Source organism: Mesorhizobium sp. M2A.F.Ca.ET.043.02.1.1 (assembly GCF_003952405.1).
Taxonomy (GTDB): Bacteria; Pseudomonadota; Alphaproteobacteria; order Rhizobiales; family Rhizobiaceae; genus Mesorhizobium.
In genome coordinates this window covers 5255578-5271467 of sequence record NZ_CP034445.1, presented here as the reverse complement: position 1 = coordinate 5271467, position 15890 = coordinate 5255578, and the positions used below count along the sequence as shown (strand labels likewise).

Here is a 15890-nt window from a genome sequence, read left to right as displayed (position 1 = left end):
GAAAGCCAAGCGCTAACGCAATGGGTTTGAATACCGCGCAAGAGACTGCAGAATGCCGCCACGCGGGCTGTCGATCGGAGGAGTCGATGCTGAAGGGGACCTGTCATTGCGGCGCGGCCCATTGGACGCTGGAAGGCGATCCCGGCGGAATCACCGCCTGCAACTGCACGCTTTGCCGCCGCTACGGCGCGCTCTGGGCGTATGACTATCTCGACGAGCGCATCCGTATCGCGGGACCGCTGAAGTCCTATACGCGCGCCGAGGTGACGGAGCCCGCGCTGGAAATCCTGTTCTGCCCGACCTGCGCCTGCGTGGTCGCCTGGCGCGGCCTGCGCGCGGCCAAGAGCGGCCGCACGCGCATCGCCGTCAATGTCAGGCTGGCGCCGCCCGAAGACGTCGCCGACCTGCCGATCGATCATTTCGATGGGCTCGATACGTTTGACGACCTGCCGCGCGACGGCCGCTGCGTGCGCGATGTGTGGTTTTAGAAAACGGTCCGGGAGACGCGGCGCTCGACAGCCGGTGTCAGGCCGTCATTGCCGGAGGCTTCCTTGCGCGGCGGTTCAACCGGAGTGGGTGCGACGGGCGTAGCATCCGGCGGCATGACGAGTTGAGGCCTCTGCTTGTAGGAGAAGCCGCCGCGGATGCTGCCCATCTTGGCGGCGACGATGTCCATCGCCGCCTTTTCGATATTGCGGTCGTAACGCGTTTCGGCTGTCGCCGGCGCGGCCATGGCGGCCAGCAAGGCCGTGCCGCAAAAAAACGACTTCATTGTTCTTATCCCCTGCCTAGAGCGTTTCACCGTTTCAGCGAAATGGCGAACCGCTCTATCCCTTTGTTTTTATGCAATTCCGGGCGGAAAACCGCTCACTCTTTTCCTTAATTGCTCTGGGGCCAAGGTCTTAGCAGGGCGCCGTTGAAAATCGGCCAAGAGACAGGGTAAGCGAACCGCCAAACGGAAGCGTTAACAAAAGCTTACGGCCGGAAGCCGGCAAACCGATTCAGCGTGTTGAAGTCCTGATTCAGGCGCGCTGCGCCTGCACGCCATGGCCGAGCGTCGCGAAGACCGTGCGCACGATGCCCGCCGAATCCAGGCCGGCATCGGCATACATCTTTTCGGGTTTGGCGTGGTCGGTGAAGACGTCCGGCAAGACCAGCGGGCGCACCTTGAGGCCGCTTTCCAAGAGGCCTTGATGGGCAAGGAAATGCAGGACTTGGGCAGCGAAGCCGCCGATGGCGCCCTCCTCCACGGTCACCAGCACCTCATGCGAACGGGCGAGGCGCCGGATCAGATCCTCGTCCAGCGGCTTGGCGAAGCGGGCGTCGGCGACGGTGGTGGAAAGGCCCGCGGCGCCGAGTTCCTCGGCCGCCAGCAGGCAGTCCTGCAGCCGCGTGCCGAAGGAAAGCAGCGCGACCTTGGTACCCTCTTTCAAGACACGGCCCTTGCCGATCTCGAGGACCGAGCCGCGCTCCGGCATGTCGACGCCGACGCCGTTGCCGCGCGGATACCGGAATGCGATCGGACCGTCATCATAGGACGCCGCCGTGCGCACCATATGGCGAAGCTCCGCCTCGTCGGCCGCGGCCATGACGACGAAGCCCGGCAGCGTCGCGAGAAAGGTCGTGTCGAAGGCGCCGCAGTGGGTGGCGCCGTCGGCGCCAACGAAGCCGGCGCGATCGATGGGAAAACGCACCGGCAGCTTCTGGATCGCCACGTCGTGGACAACCTGGTCGTAGGCGCGCTGCAGGAAGGTCGAGTAGATGGCGGCGAAAGGCTTGTAGCCTTCGGTGGCAAGGCCAGCGGCGAAGGTGACCGCGTGCTGCTCCGCGATGCCGACATCGAAGGTCCGCTCCGGGAACACCTCGCCGAACAGGTCGAGGCCGGTGCCGCTCGGCATGGCGGCGGTGATGGCGACGATGCGCTCGTCCTCCCGCGCTTCCTGGATCAGGCTCTCGGCGAAGACCTTGGTGTAGGCGGGTGCGTTGGCCGGCGCCTTGGCCTGCGCGCCGGTGATGACGTCGAACTTGTTGACGCCGTGATATTTGTCGGCCGCGGCCTCGGCCGGCGCGTAGCCCTTGCCCTTCTGGGTCACGACATGGATCAGCACCGGACCCTTGCCGTTGTCGCGCACATTCTTCAGCACCGGGATCAGGTGCTCGAGATTGTGCCCGTCAATCGGGCCGATGTGATAGAAGCCGAGTTCCTCGAACAGCGTGCCGCCGGTGACATAGCCGCGCGCATGCTCGACTGCGCGGGTGATGGCGCGGTCGGCGCGCTTGCCGAGATAGGAGGTCAGCTTCTTGCCGAAATCGCGTAAGCCGAGATACGCCTTGCCGGAGGCGAGCCTGGCCAGATAGGCGCTCATAGCGCCGGTCGGCGGCGCGATCGACATATCGTTGTCGTTGAGAATGACGATGAGGCGAGCATCCAGCGCGCCGGCATTGTTCAGCGCCTCGAAAGCCATGCCGGCCGACATCGAGCCGTCGCCGATAACGGAAATGACATTGTTGCGGCCACCCGACAGGTCGCGTCCCATGGCCATGCCGAGACCGGCCGAAATCGAGGTTGAGGAATGCGCGGCTCCGAATGGGTCGTATTCACTCTCGGCGCGCCGGGTGAAACCGGAAAGGCCGCCTTCCTGGCGCAGCGTGCGGATGCGGTCGCGGCGGCCGGTCAGGATCTTGTGCGGATAGGCCTGGTGGCCGACGTCCCAGATCAGCCGGTCCTGTGGCGTGTTGAAGACATAGTGCAGCGCGACCGTCAGCTCGACGACGCCGAGGCCGGCGCCGAGATGGCCACCCGTCTGCGAAACGGCGTCGATGAGTTCGGCGCGGAGTTCGGCGGCAAGCTGCGGCAGCGCGCTCTCATCGAGCGTCCGCAGGTCCGCGGGAATGCGAACCTTGTCGAGCAGCGGCGTGTCTGGCTTCACTCGGGCGCGTCCTGCCTCAATTGATCGAACACGGCGCTACCAGCAGATTGCGCCTTAATCATGCGCGGCATAGGCCGCCGCCAAGCGAATGTAAATGCGCGTCAGTGACGCGCGGCGCTGCTTGTTTTGGCAAGCCATCGAAAACGGCTGGAATTGGCGGAAGCCCCCCAACGTCGTCATTCCAGGGCGAAGCAGGAGCGAAGCTCCGTCCCGGAGACCCTGGAATCCATGCCGTGACTCTGGCCGAAGAGCGCAGCGGAGCAGAATTCTGCACCGTTGCAACGCTTGGAAGTCACGGCATGGATCCTATGGTCTGCGCCGCGTCGCTTCGCTCCTTGCTCCGCCATAGGATGACGACGCAAGGGACGTTTCGGCCAATCGCCAAGGCATGCACCTAGAAACGCATATCCGAGCCGTTAAAAATTCTGTGTGCTCGAGAACTAACCCTCAGGCAGCGGAATGAAGTCCTCCTCATCGCCAGGAACGATATCGAAGCGGCCAGTCTTCCATTCCTGCTTGGCCTGTTCGATGCGTTCCTTCGAGGACGAGACGAAATTCCACCAGATGTAGCGCTGGGAACCCAGCGAGGCGCCGCCGAACAGCATGAAATGCGCGCCGCGCTCGGAGGAGACGACGATCTCCTCGCCCGGCTTGAACACAAGGAGCCGCTCGGCCGGAAAAACATCGCCGGCGATCGAGACGTCGCCTTCCAGCGTGTAGATGGCGCGTTCCTCGGCATCGGCGGGGATCTGCACGCTGGCGCCCGCCGCCAGGCGCAGATCGGCGTAAAGCGTGTCCGATGCGGTCGCGACCGGCGAGCGCAGGCCGGAGAACTCGCCAATGACGACGCGGCCGCTGACGCCTTCGGCATCGATCTGCGGCAAGCGGGCGACGGACGTGTTCGCGAAGACCGGGGCGATCTCCTCCTTGCCGTCCGGCAGCGCCAGCCAGGTCTGCAGGCCGGAGACCGACATCGGCGCGCCGCGCAGTTCCTCCGGCGTGCGCTCGGAGTGAACGATGCCGCGCCCGGCGGTCATCAAATTCACGTCGCCGGGTGCGATCACCATCTCGGTGCCGAGCGAGTCGCGGTGCCTGATCTTGCCGTCGAACAGATAGGTGACGGTGGAGAGCCCGATATGCGGGTGCGGGCGCACATCGAGCGCGTGGCCGGCGCGCAGGATGGCCGGGCCCATGCGATCAAAGAAGATGAACGGCCCGACCAGACGACGCTTTGCCGTCGGCAAGGCGCGGCGCACCTCGAACCCGCCGATATCCTTGGCGTTGGGGATGACCATCAGCTCGATCTGGTCGCAGGCGAAAGCGTCGCCTGGTTCAGGGTCGTTTCCCGGAAAAAAGCTCATGATGTTCCCTCAGGCGAAAAGCAGCGCCGACCTGGCCTTCGCCTTGGCGGCCTCTTCCTCGCGATTGCGCGGTTCCTGGCTGGTTTCGAGCGAATCGATCAATTCGCGCGCGGCGGCCGCAATCGCCTCCACGGCGTGATAGAAAGCATGCTCGTTGCGCTTGGACGGCTTGGTCGAGCCGCTCAGCTTGCGCACAAATTGCAGCGCTGCGTCATGCACCTCGTCATTGGTCGCCGGCGGCTCGAAATTGGCCAGGGTCTTGATGTTGCGGCACATGGCTTGAACTCCTTACCTGCTTGCTCTGCCACCCAAACTATTCCGCGTCGAGCGGCTCCGTGCCCACCGGCTTGCCGTCGCGCGACAGCCTGATCTTCTCGACCTTGTCCTCGGCCGCCTTGAGCAGCCGGTCGCAATGCGCCTTCAGCGCCTCGCCGCGCTCATAGATCTTGATCGACTGGTCGAGCGGCACGTCGCCGCGCTCCAGGTCATCAACGATCTTCTCCAGCGCGTCGAGCGCCTGTTCGAAGCTCATCGTCTTGACGTCCTCATTGCCTTCCACTGCCATACCCTATCCCTTCATCAGCCGCCCGACATGGGCGGCGACTGAAAATGCCAGTCCCTGCAGATCGTAGCCGCCTTCCAGCAGGCTGACGAGCCTGTTGGAGCTGTGGCGGCCGGCGCGTTCCATCAACTGGCCGGTCGCCCAGTCGAAATCGTCCTCGGTCAGATTGATCTCGGCCAGCGGATCGCGGTGATGCGCGTCGAAGCCGGCAGAAATGATGATCAGGTCCGGCGCGAACGCATCGATCGACGGCAGCACGCGCGACAGGAAGGCGTCGCGGAACATGTCGCTGCCGGTCCGCGGCGCGAGCGGCGCGTTGACGATGTTGCCGGCGCCGGTCTCGCTCTTCGCCCCGGTGCCCGGGTAGAGCGGCATCTGGTGGGTCGAGCAGTAGAGCACCGACGGGTCGTCCCAAAAGATGTCCTGCGTGCCGTTGCCATGATGGACGTCCCAATCGACGATGGCGACGCGCTCGGCCTGATGCTTCTTCTGCGCATAGCGGGCGGCGATGGCCGCCGTGTTGAACAGGCAGAAACCCATCGCCGTAGCCTTTTCGGCATGATGTCCCGGCGGGCGGGCGGCGACGAAGACATTTGAGGCGCGGCCCTCGAAGACGTCGTCGACCGCCGCGTTGGCCGCGCCGATCGCCGTCACCGCGGCCTGCCAGCTTTTCGGGCTGGCGCTGGTGTCGGCATCGATCGAGACGATGCCGGTCCGAGGGATCGCCGCACGCACGCGCTCGACGAAAGTCTCGGGGTGCGCATAGAGGATGGTTTTCTCATCGCCTTCCGGCGCCTTGACGCGGTCGAGCGCCGAAAACGCCTCGTCGTCCAGCACGCGCTCGATGGCGCGCAGGCGGTCGGGCCGCTCGGGGTGGCCGGGCGGCGTGAGGTGTTCGAGGAAGATTGAGTGCGTGTAGAGACGGGTGGCCATGGCGCCTAATCTAGGCACCCGCGGCCGTAATGACCATGTTTGAAAAGCCGAATGGCTGGGGAAATTGCGCCAGCCCATGTCGTCCGCGCCATTGGCGGGTGCCGAACTTCGCGGTAAGGTCGTCCCGCTGCCTGGTGCCCGCGACGCGGGAGAATCGGGAACACGGTTTTATTCCGTGGCGTGCCCAACGCTGTGAGGGGGACCGCGCCGGCAAATGCCACTGTCGATGACGGGAAGGCGCCGGAGCGGGACGATCCCGAGCCAGAAGACCGGCCCGGCAGACATGGTTTTCCGCTTGGTCAGGCGGGGGACTGCTTGTCGCAAGGGGAAAAGCGATGACGGCAGCAGCGATCGCCGCGTGTGGCGACGACTTTGACCAATTGGCGCGCGACGCGGTGTACCGGGCGATGTTCACCAGGCGCGACGTGCGCAGCCATTTTGTACCCGACAATCTGGATGACTGTGTGCTGGCGCGGCTTCTCACCGCCGCGCACCATGCGCCGTCTGTTGGCTACATGCAGCCGTGGAATTTCATCGTCATCCGTGATGCCGAGCGGCGCAGACAGGTGCGCGACCTGTTCCTCGCCGCGCGCGAGCAGGAATTGCCGGCGATCGAGGCGGAACGGCAGGCGCTCTACCGGAAGCTGAAACTCGAAGGCATCTGCGAAAGCGCGCTCAATCTTTGCATCACCTGCGACCGGCAGCGCTCGAAGGACTCGCCGCTCGGGCGCTGGCACAATCCGGAGATGGATCTCTACAGCACCGTCTGCGCGGTGCAGAATTTCTGGCTGGCGGCACGCGCCGAAGGCGTCGGCGTCGGCTGGGTGAGCATCATCGAGATGGAGGCGCTGAAGCGGCTTCTGTCGATCCCGGAGCATGTCACGCCGATCGCCTATCTCTGCGTCGGCCCCGTCTCGGAATTCGCGCCGAGGCCCGACCTCGAGGCGCATGGCTGGGCCAAGCGTCTGCCGCTGCCCGAGTTGGTGATGAGCGAGACGTTTCGCGGCGCCGGCGAGGCGCCGCTCAAGTCGGCGATTGCAAGGCTAGGTCGCCAGCAGTGATCAAGCGGCCCGGGGCGTATCCCAGCGCGAGCCGCCGCCGAAGGAGCCCAGCGCCTTGTCGCGCAGCTCCCTGAATTTGGACGAGGCCTCGGCGAGCCGCGTGTCCCATTCGGGGTTGGGCACCTGGCCTTCGATGGCTTCGAAATAGACCTGCATCAGCGAGGCGATGGCGAAGGGCTCGATGAAGGCCGCCTTGAAGGCCCAGGCAAAGACGATGGCCAGCACGAAGGCCCAGCCGGCCAATTGTCCGGGCATGACCCACAGGATCGCGGCGGCGGGCGCCAGCATCAACAGGAAGATGACGAAGGACACGCCCCACATGATCACCGCCAGCCACACGGCGTTCTTGACCATGTGCTTGCCGTTCTGGGCGTAAAGCACGACGCCTTGCCGGGCCGTCTCGAAGGGCGAGTTCGAATTGATGCGGATGTTGTAGCCGAGGATGATTTCGTCGACATAGGTCAGAGACAGGCGGATCACCGTGTTGATGAAGCTGACTAGGCCGCTCAGGCCCGGAATGGGCAGGAAGGCGGCAACGCCGCCGATCAGGCCGGTGATGGCGCGGATGGCGCCCTTGACCAGCTGGTCCACGACGAAAAGGATGTTGGCCTCGGCGAAACGCTGGCTGACCACTTCCTTGGCATAGGCGATCTGGCCCTGGCCGTCGGGCACGTCATGGCCGTCGATCAGATGTACCATGACGGCGATATGGCCGGCTTTCAGCACATAAAGGATGTATTCGCGGATCCAGTAGACGGCGATCGACACGATGCCGAAGCCGACCACGCCACCCCACAGCGCAAAGGACATCGGTCCATCCGGATCGGTCGAGATATGACCGACACCGTAGCCGACGCTGGCGCCCGTGCCGGTCGCCATGATGTAGGCGACTGTGATGCCGAAATAGACGATCATGCGAAAGACGATGAACGGCCATGTCCGCATCATGATGGACACAGACCGGCCAATGCTGAAGTCCCACATGGCCCCGACTCTCCACGCCCTAAGAGATGGCGCAGGAGGATGCGCTCGCCCCATAGATTGTCAATCGCGGCAGGGTTGCACCGGCCCGAAACCGGTGCACAACGCGGTGGCTTGGTTACCCAAGCGTGCCTCAGGGCTTTTGGCGTAAGCCTTCGAGCAGTTGCTTGAAGGCGGCGATCGCCTTCTTCGAGGTGGCTTCCGGATCATTCGAATTGGCGATGCGCTGCGCGGCCTGGCTGCTGGCACCATTGATCAGCCGCGAGGTTGTCTCAGGGTCGACATCGGTGACGACCACGCCCTCTTCCTGCAGCTTCGTCAGGTGGTCGGTCATCGAGGCGATGCAAGCGCTGGCATTCGGCCACTGCGCCGGGTCACCGAGCACCGCCGGGCCGTCGCGGAACATGATGCGCTGGATTTCCGGCTCCAGCGCCATCTCGATATAGGTGGTGCACTCGTCGACGAAATGCTGCCAGCGCGTCGGCGCCCTCGAGGCCACCTCGTTGACGCGCAAGGCCATTTCGCGGTCGATCTCGGCGATCACGGCCTGCAGCAGCCCCTTCTTGTCGCCGAAATGATGGTAGAGCGCGCCGCGCGTGAGGCCGGCCGACGCGGTGAAATCGTCCATCGAGGACTCGGCATAGCCGACCGTGCCGAAGGCGTGGCGGGCGGCCGCGATCAGCTTGGCGCGCGTCTCGGCGATCATCTCCTTGCGCGGTCTGTGCATGGCTCTGGCCCTATTCACATACGCTTCGTATGCCAATCGACATACGCGGCGTATGAACTATCTCACATTCATACGCAACGTATGTAATTGTGGTATGCACCCTTGTCGAGGAGCAGGATCATGCGAAACCCCTATGTGGACATCTTTCGGGCTCCTGGCACGAAAGGCTTCGCCACAGCCGCCTTCGTCGCGCGCTTGCCGATCGCAATGGCACCGATCGGCATCGTGGCGATGCTGTCGCAGACGCATGGCGAATATTGGCTGGCCGGCGCCGTCTCGGCCACCTATGCGCTGGTCAACGCTTTTCTTTCGCCGCAGGTATCGCGGCTGGTGGACCGCCGCGGCCAGACGGCGATCGCAGCACCCATGACGCTTGTCTCGGCGCTTGCCTTCGTGACATTGATTATCGCGGCCAACCGGCACTGGCCGGCTTGGACCTTGTTCGGTTCGGCCCTGCTCGCCGCCGCCATGCCCAGCATCCCGGCGCTGGTCAGGGCGCGCTGGACCGAGATCTTTCACGATCGGCCGGAGTTGAACACCGCCTTCGCCTTCGAATCGGCCGCCGACGAGCTGGTCTATGTCGCAGGCGCCTCGCTGTCGGTGGGGTTGAGCGCAGCGCTGTTTCCCGAAGCCGGCATGGTCGTCAGCACACTGCTGCTTGCGCTGGGCTCGGCGGCATTCCTGCTGCAGCGCTCTTCCGAACCACCCATCCGCCCGGCCGAACATGGCGCGACCGGTTCGGCGATCCGCCTGCGCGCGGTCCAGATTATCACCTTCGCGCTGATCTTCGTCGGCGCGACCTTCGCCACCACGGAAGTCACCACCGTCGCTATCACCAAGGCGCTCGGCCAGCCCGAGGCGGCGAGCCTCGTCATCGGCGTCTATGCGCTGGGATCCTTCGTGGTTGGAATCATCGTTGGCGCGCTCAGCCTGAAGGCGCCGCTGCAGCGGCAGCTGGCGCTCGCGGTCACCGTGATCGCGCTCACCACTTTGCCGTTGCTTTTCGTCGACACCGTGCCGACGCTGGCGCTGGCGGTGTTCGTCAGCGGCGTCGCGATCTCGCCGACCTTCATCACCGCCTTCGGCCTGATTGAACGCCACGTGCCGGCCGCGATGCTCACCGAGGGCGTCACCTGGGTAACGACCGGCATCGGCATCGGCATGGCGCTGGGTTCCTTCGCCGCCGGCTGGATGGTCGACACTTTCGGTCCACAGAACGGATTTTGGGTCTCGGTGGCTGCAGGAGGGGTCGCACTGGTCACCGTGCTTGCTGGTCAATGCCGGCTGGCGACGGACGATTGCGATGTGGACAGAGGCGAAGCGGTGGCGCCTGCGGAGTGACGGTTATTTGGCCGACGTTGCGGTTAGCCCGAGACCTACGCGACGTCGTCATCCACGGGCGAAGCGACGCGCAGCCGAGCGGAGACCCGAGGATCCTTTCCGTGACCTTGATCGTAGGACGCTACGGAGCGGAATTCTGCACTGTCGCAACGCGTGAAAGTCACGGAATGGATCCTCGGGTCTGCGCGCGTCGCTTCGCTCCTTGCTCCGCCCGTGGATGACGACGTCGGATAGGTTTCGGCCAATCGCCTGCGTTGCGGAGGGTTCGGACAACCGCCTATGTCGCCGAGGCTTCGGTCAGTCAGCGACACGCGGGCTGCAACGCCGCCGTAGGGCCTCCCGCTCGTCAACCCTTTGACGACTAAAGAATTTCGGTCTTGGCGATGTGGATGCCGAAGCCCTCGAGGCCGACATAGTGGCGCTCGCGCGAGGCGATCAGGTTGATCGAGGAGATGCCGAGGTCCTTGAGGATCTGGGCGCCGAGGCCGATCTCGCGCCATTCGTTCTCGCGGCGGCGGGCTTCCTCGTGATCCTCGCGGTCGCCGCTTAGCGGCCGCTTGCGCTCCTGGTGGGCGACGCCGACCGAGCCTTCGCGCAAATAGACGATAACACCGCGCCTGCGCTCGCCCATCGCCTTCATGATGCCGTCAAGCCGGTGGCTGGTGCCGAACACGTCGGTCACGACATCCTCCGGATGCAGGCGCACCGGGACCTCCTCGCCGTCGCGGATGTCGCCGAAGACGACCGCCAGGTGGTGCATGGAATCCCATGGCAGCGTGTAGGTGAAGGCCTGCGCCTTGCCGCCTGGCGTTTCGATGTCGGAACAGGCGACGCGCTGGACCAGGGTTTCCTTGCGCTGGCGATAGGCGATGAGATCGGCCACCGACACCTGCTTCAGGCCATGCTGTTCCGCGAAAGCCTGCACTTCCGGCCCGCGCTTGACGGTGCCATCGTCATTGACCAGTTCAGAAATGACGCCGACCGGCGGCAGGCCGGCAAGCTTGCAGAGATCGACCGCGGCCTCCGTATGGCCGGAGCGCATCAAGACGCCGCCTTCGCGCGCGATCAGCGGGAAGATGTGACCGGGGCGCACGAAATCCGACGGGCCGACATTGCCGTTGGCGAGGTTGCGCACGGTCAGCGTGCGGTCGTCGGCGGAGATGCCTGTCGTCGTGCCATGCTTGAAATCGACGCTGACGGTGAAGGCGGTGGTGTGGGCGGAATCGTTGTCCGCCACCATCGGCGCCAGATTCAGGCGCCTTGCATCCTCTCGCAGCATGGGCGTGCAGACGATGCCGGAGGTGTTGCGCACGATGAAGGCCATCTTCTCCGGCGTGCAGTGCACGGCGGCGACGATCAGGTCGCCCTCGTTCTCGCGTCCGTCATCGTCCATGACGACAACGATCTCGCCGCGCTCGAAGGCGCGGATCGCTTCGACGATCTTCTTCTGGTCGTAAGGCATAAGTGCTCGCTTCGCTCGCAGGGGAGTACGGGAATAGGGCAGTAAGGCAGTAGGGAAAAGGAAAAAGTTTGGCGGGCTGCGGGCGGCAGCATTAACCTACTGCCCTACTGCCCTACTGCCCTACTGCCCTACTGCCCTGCTGCCTTACTCCCCTCCCTTCCCCGTTTGTCCTCTGTGCCGCAGATAATGATCGGCGATGGCGCAGGCAACCATGGCTTCGCCGATCGGCACGGCGCGGATGCCGACGCAGGGGTCGTGGCGGCCCTTGGTCATCACCTCGACATCCTTGCCGTCCTTGTCGATCGATTTGCGCGGCGTCAGGATCGACGAGGTCGGCTTGACGGCGAAGCGGGCGACGATCGGCTGTCCGGTCGAGATGCCGCCCAGTATGCCGCCGGCATGGTTGGACAGGAACACCGGCTTGCCGTCATTGCCCATGCGCATCTCGTCGGCGTTCTGTTCGCCGGTGATGCGGGCGGCCTCGAAGCCGTTGCCGATCTCGACGCCTTTGACGGCGTTGATCGACATCAGGCCGGACGCGATGTCCTGGTCGAGCTTGGCGTAGATCGGCGCGCCAAGGCCGGGCGGCACGCCGTCGGCGACGATCTCGATCACTGCGCCGACCGAGGAACCGGCCTTGCGGATGCCGTCCAGGTACTCGGTGAAGACCGGGACAGATGCCGGATCCGGGGTGAAGAACGGGTTTTCGGCGTCGCCGACGAAATTCCAGTTCCAGTTTGCGCGATCGATAGATTTTTCGCCCATCGCAACCAGGGCGCCGCGCACCGTCATGCCGGGCACAACCCTGCGCGCCAGCGCGCCGGCCGCGACCCGCGCCGCTGTCTCGCGCGCCGAAGAGCGGCCGCCGCCGCGATGGTCGCGCAACCCGTATTTGACATCGTAAGTGTAGTCGGCATGGCCCGGCCGGTACTGGCGGGCGATCTCGCCATAGTCATTGGAGCGCTGGTCGACATTCTCGATCAGCATCGACACAGGCGTGCCAGTGGTGATCATCGTCTCGCCATCCCCGTCGAGGATGAAGCCGGACAGGATCTTGACCTCGTCCGGCTCGCGGCGCTGGGTGACGAAGCGCGACTGTCCGGGGCGGCGGCGGTCGAGCTCGGCCTGGATGTCCTCGCGCTTGAAGCGGATGCCGGGCGGGCAGCCGTCGACAACGCAGCCGAGCGCGGCGCCATGGCTTTCACCCCAGGTGGTGACGCGGAAGAGATGGCCGAATGTGTTGTGAGACATGAAAAACGCCCTGCCGGTGAGGAAAACCGGTTACGGCTGCCTTCTATTGGCGTTTTCCACGGTGGTCAAACGGGTGCATCAAACTGTGATCTGGCGGATTTAGTTTTGACACATTCGGTTGGTTTCTGCTCTCTTCCCATCCGCCGTTGAGGACCCGCCGCTGACCAGCCGGCGCAATGACCAAAGAGGACGACGATGCGTACCCTGATTGGCGCCGCCTGCGCCATGCTCATGATTTCCACCGCCGCCGCGTTCGCCGGCCAGACCGAAGGCCTGATCAAGAAGGTCGACAAGGACACGCTGACGTTGACGCTTGACGACGGCAAGGCCTACAAGCTCAACGCTGAGACCGACATCGACTCGCTGAAGCCGGGCATGGACATCGTCATCGCCTATGACGTGAGCAATGGCGAGAATGTCGTCACCGATATGCAGTTGCCCGACAGCGACCAGAACTAACTTTTCCGGCCAGGGGCTTGAACGCCTAAGCTTCGTCATTCCAGGGCGAAGCAAGGAGCGCAGCGACGCGCAGACCCTGGAATCCATGCCGTTATGTCAGAGCTTTGCAGCGGTGCAGAACGACCCTTTCTGCACCGTTTTTACTATTCGGCGAATGTCACGGCATGGATCCATGGGTCCTCGCTCCGCTTCGCGTCGCTGCGCCCAAGGATGACGACTTTCACGGCCGCACCCGGACCTATAACCACTCCAAACTCCGGCCCTCCAGCCGGAGCAGGCGGTCCTGCGGGATCTCCAGGGCGGCCGCCTCGTTCTTGGATATGCCTTCGACGAAGCGGAAAAGGCAGCGGATCACGCCGCCATGGGTGACGCACACCGTCTGCCGGTCAAGCGCGTCGAACCAAGGCTTCACCCGTTCGAGCAGCATCTCGTAGCTTTCCGCACCCTCGCCGGGCGGCTGGAAATCCCATTTGGCGGCGCGGCGGCCACGCGTGGATCCAGGATGCCGGGCCTCGAGCTCCCGAAACGTAAAACCCTGCCATTCGCCGAAACTCAATTCCACCAGACGCGGCTCCGTCCGATAAGCGAGCGGGTCGAGCCCCATTGCCGCGCGCATCAGTTCCATGGTTTCGCATGTGCGCCGCATCGGACTTGCGACAAAGTCGAAATCCTCTCCTTTGCCGATCATCGCGGCCAGGCGCCGTCCGTTGGCAGTCGCCTGCTGGCGTCCAAGCTCATTGATGTCGGTGTCGGCCTGACCCTGCAGGCGACGCTGGGTATTCCACTCGGTCTGGCCGTGGCGCGCGATGTAGACGAGCGGGTACATCAGGTCTTCCGAGGTCGGACGCTATTTGCTTTTGCAAGCAATTCCGGACGGAAAACCGCTTCGCACTTTTCCTGGAATTGCTTGGACGCTGGATAGGCGGAGCGGATTAGTCCTTGACGGTCGAGATATCCGGCGCGTCGACCGCCTTCATGCCGACGACATGGTAGCCGGAATCGACGTGATGGACCTCGCCGGTCACGCCGCGCGACAGGTCGGATAGGAAGTAGACGCCGGAATCGCCGACCTCTTCCTGTGTCACCGTCTGCTTCAGCGGCGAATTGTACTCGTTCCACTTCAGGATATAGCGGAAATCGCCGATGCCGGAGGCGGCGAGTGTCTTGATCGGCCCGGCCGAGATCGCGTTGACGCGGATCTTCTTGGCGCCGAGATCGACGGCGAGATAGCGCACGCTCGCTTCCAGCGCCGCCTTGGCGACGCCCATGACGTTGTAATGCGGCATCACCTTCTCGGCGCCGTAATAGGTCAGCGTCAAAAGCGAGCCGCCATCGGTCATCAGCGGCTCGGCGCGCTTGGCGATGGTGGTGAAGGAAAACACCGAGATGTCCATGGTGCGCAGGAAATTGTCGCGCGTCGTCTCGACATAGCGGCCGGTGAGCTCGTCCTTGTCGGAGAAGGCGATGGCATGGACAAGGAAGTCGAGCTTGCCCCAATGCTCGGCGATGTCGGCGAAAACGGCATCAAGGCTTTCCGGGTCGGTGACGTCGCAATGGCCGGCGACATGCGCGTTGAGCTCGGCCGCCAGCGGCTCGACGCGCTTCTTGAAGGCTTCGCCCTGATAGGTCAGCGCGATTTCGGCGCCGTGATCGACGCAAGCCTTGGCGATGCCGAAAGCGATCGACCGATTATTGGCGACGCCCAGGATCAGGCCCCGCTTACCGGCCATCAGGCCCTGTCCACCTGCCATGTGCAAGCTCTCCGCAAGAATATCTGCTTTGTGGAGAGCCCTATCGCACAGGCACAGAGCCCCTTCAAGCGCTCAAAAGACACTGTAACGGGAACAAGATTTCCTCGATCAGCTTTTTTGGCGGCGCATCAGGGTCTCAAGCTCGGCATCGCCGCCCTCCGGCAGCATCAGCCGGACATGGGCATAGAGATCGCCGTGACCGCCGGCCTTTTCCGGCAGGCCCCGGCCTTTCAGCCGCAGCACCTTGTCCGAGCTCGACCATGCCGGGACGTTGACCGCGAGCTTGCCGGTCGGCGTCTCGACCGCCACCTTGGCGCCGAGCACCGCGTCGGCCAGATCGACAGGCAGATCCACATGCAGGTCGCGGCCCTCGATGCGGTAGCGCGGGTGGCGGCGGATGTGGATCTTGACCAGCGCGTCGCCCGGCTGTCCAGGCCCCTGCTCGCCCTGGCCCTTCAGGCGGATCGTCTGGCCGTCCTCGACATAGGCCGGCAGCTTGACCGCGACCTTGCGGCCGTCGGGGAACATCGCCGTCACCTTGTCGGCGGTGGCCGCCTCCTCGACGCTGATGTCCATGGTGACGTTGAGGTCGGCAGCCTGCACCGGCTGGCGGCGATCGCCTGTTCCGGCTCCCCTTGGGCCGGCGCCGCGGGCGCCGGAAAAGGCATCGCCGAAGATCTGGCTGAAGATGTCGCTGTTGCCGTCGAACGGATCGCCGCCCGGACGCCCGGTGCGGAATTCGAAATGCGCGCCACCCGGGCCCTGCTGGCGGCGGAAGCCGGCGAACGGGTCGCCGCCGGCCGCGCCTTCAAAGCCCTGGAATTTCGGCTTGCCCTCGGCGTCGATCTCGCCGCGATCGTAGGCGGCGCGCGTCTTCTCGTCGCCGACGATCTCGTAAGCCTGGTTGGCGGCGGCAAAACGGTCCTTCGCCTTCGGATCATTCGGATTCTGGTCCGGATGATGCTTCTTGGCGAGCTTGCGGTAGGCCGATTTTATGTCCTTGGCCGATGCGTTCTTGGCAACGCCCAGCACCTCATAGGGGTCGCGCATGCTTCCTGCCTGCTAGAGAGA

Annotated in this window: 17 protein-coding genes and 1 riboswitch; of the genes, 4 read left to right on the top strand and 13 right to left on the bottom strand. The window is 64.4% G+C overall.

The window, feature by feature from the left end; all coding sequences use genetic code 11:
* Positions 1–86 precede the first annotated feature (86 nt).
* On the top strand, positions 87–488 hold the full coding sequence (locus EJ068_RS24965) for a GFA family protein (protein WP_127251367.1): 402 nt from the start codon (positions 87–89) through the stop codon (positions 486–488).
* Here the strand turns inward: EJ068_RS24965 and EJ068_RS24960 are convergent.
* From EJ068_RS24960 to EJ068_RS24935, 6 genes are all read right to left on the bottom strand, one after another.
* Entirely contained in the window at positions 485–772 is a 288-nt protein-coding gene (locus tag EJ068_RS24960; RefSeq protein WP_126078567.1) for a hypothetical protein, read from the bottom strand. The genes EJ068_RS24965 and EJ068_RS24960 overlap by 4 nt on opposite strands.
* Positions 773–1022: 250 nt before the next feature.
* Positions 1023–2930: a 1-deoxy-D-xylulose-5-phosphate synthase gene (gene dxs, locus EJ068_RS24955; RefSeq protein WP_127251366.1), complete on the bottom strand. Its 1908-nt coding sequence runs from the start codon at positions 2928–2930 to the stop codon at positions 1023–1025.
* Between the two features lie 440 nt (positions 2931–3370).
* Positions 3371–4291: a pirin family protein gene (locus tag EJ068_RS24950; RefSeq protein ID WP_127251365.1), complete on the bottom strand. Its 921-nt coding sequence runs from the start codon at positions 4289–4291 to the stop codon at positions 3371–3373.
* A gap of 9 nt (positions 4292–4300) precedes the next feature.
* Complete coding sequence (locus tag EJ068_RS24945; RefSeq protein ID WP_127251364.1) at positions 4301–4567, bottom strand: DUF2277 family protein; 267 nt, start codon at positions 4565–4567, stop codon at positions 4301–4303.
* A gap of 37 nt (positions 4568–4604) precedes the next feature.
* Positions 4605–4856: an exodeoxyribonuclease VII small subunit gene (locus EJ068_RS24940; protein WP_127251363.1), complete on the bottom strand. Its 252-nt coding sequence runs from the start codon at positions 4854–4856 to the stop codon at positions 4605–4607.
* 3 nt (positions 4857–4859) lie between these two features.
* Positions 4860–5786, bottom strand: coding sequence for a histone deacetylase family protein (locus EJ068_RS24935; protein ID WP_127251362.1), 927 nt, complete (start codon positions 5784–5786; stop codon positions 4860–4862).
* A gap of 115 nt (positions 5787–5901) precedes the next feature.
* Positions 5902–6079: riboswitch (cobalamin riboswitch) on the top strand.
* A 42-nt stretch (positions 6080–6121) separates the two neighbouring features.
* Here EJ068_RS24935 and bluB point away from each other — a divergent pair.
* A complete protein-coding gene (gene bluB, locus EJ068_RS24930; RefSeq protein ID WP_129554919.1) occupies positions 6122–6847 on the top strand; it encodes a 5,6-dimethylbenzimidazole synthase in 726 nt (241 codons plus the stop codon).
* On the opposite strand, the gene EJ068_RS24925 is transcribed toward bluB, so the two are convergent.
* Both EJ068_RS24925 and EJ068_RS24920 read right to left on the bottom strand, forming a co-directional pair.
* Positions 6848–7831, bottom strand: coding sequence for a hypothetical protein (locus tag EJ068_RS24925; RefSeq protein WP_127251360.1), 984 nt, complete (start codon positions 7829–7831; stop codon positions 6848–6850). It lies immediately after the preceding gene.
* A gap of 130 nt (positions 7832–7961) precedes the next feature.
* On the bottom strand, positions 7962–8555 hold the full coding sequence (locus EJ068_RS24920) for a TetR/AcrR family transcriptional regulator (RefSeq protein ID WP_127251359.1): 594 nt from the start codon (positions 8553–8555) through the stop codon (positions 7962–7964).
* Positions 8556–8675: 120 nt separating this feature from the next.
* Between EJ068_RS24920 and EJ068_RS24915 the strand changes: the two genes are divergently transcribed.
* A complete protein-coding gene (locus tag EJ068_RS24915) occupies positions 8676–9896 on the top strand; it encodes an MFS transporter (RefSeq protein WP_127386308.1) in 1221 nt (406 codons plus the stop codon).
* A 361-nt stretch (positions 9897–10257) separates the two neighbouring features.
* Here the strand turns inward: EJ068_RS24915 and ribB are convergent, their stop codons facing one another.
* Together ribB and aroC are read right to left on the bottom strand one after the other, a co-directional pair.
* Positions 10258–11358 (bottom strand): 3,4-dihydroxy-2-butanone-4-phosphate synthase, encoded by a 1101-nt coding sequence (gene ribB / locus EJ068_RS24910; protein ID WP_127252857.1) that lies wholly within the window; start codon positions 11356–11358, stop codon positions 10258–10260.
* Between the two features lie 144 nt (positions 11359–11502).
* Positions 11503–12609 carry a chorismate synthase gene (gene aroC, locus EJ068_RS24905; RefSeq protein ID WP_127252856.1) on the bottom strand — a complete coding sequence of 369 codons (1107 nt, stop codon included), beginning with the start codon at positions 12607–12609 and terminating at the stop codon, positions 11503–11505.
* 195 nt (positions 12610–12804) lie between these two features.
* On the opposite strand from aroC, the gene EJ068_RS24900 reads away from it, so the two are divergent.
* Entirely contained in the window at positions 12805–13068 is a 264-nt protein-coding gene (locus EJ068_RS24900; RefSeq protein WP_042641719.1) for a DUF1344 domain-containing protein, read from the top strand.
* Between the two features lie 238 nt (positions 13069–13306).
* On the opposite strand, the gene EJ068_RS24895 is transcribed toward EJ068_RS24900, so the two are convergent.
* The 3 genes from EJ068_RS24895 to EJ068_RS24885 form a co-directional block, all read right to left on the bottom strand.
* Positions 13307–13894, bottom strand: a complete 588-nt coding sequence (locus tag EJ068_RS24895; RefSeq protein ID WP_127252855.1) for a histidine phosphatase family protein — start codon at positions 13892–13894, stop codon at positions 13307–13309.
* Positions 13895–14000: 106 nt separating this feature from the next.
* Positions 14001–14819, bottom strand: coding sequence for an enoyl-ACP reductase FabI (gene fabI, locus EJ068_RS24890; RefSeq protein ID WP_126078577.1), 819 nt, complete (start codon positions 14817–14819; stop codon positions 14001–14003).
* Positions 14820–14927: 108 nt separating this feature from the next.
* Positions 14928–15869, bottom strand: a complete 942-nt coding sequence (locus EJ068_RS24885) for a J domain-containing protein (protein ID WP_127252854.1) — start codon at positions 15867–15869, stop codon at positions 14928–14930.
* Positions 15870–15890 lie beyond the last annotated feature (21 nt).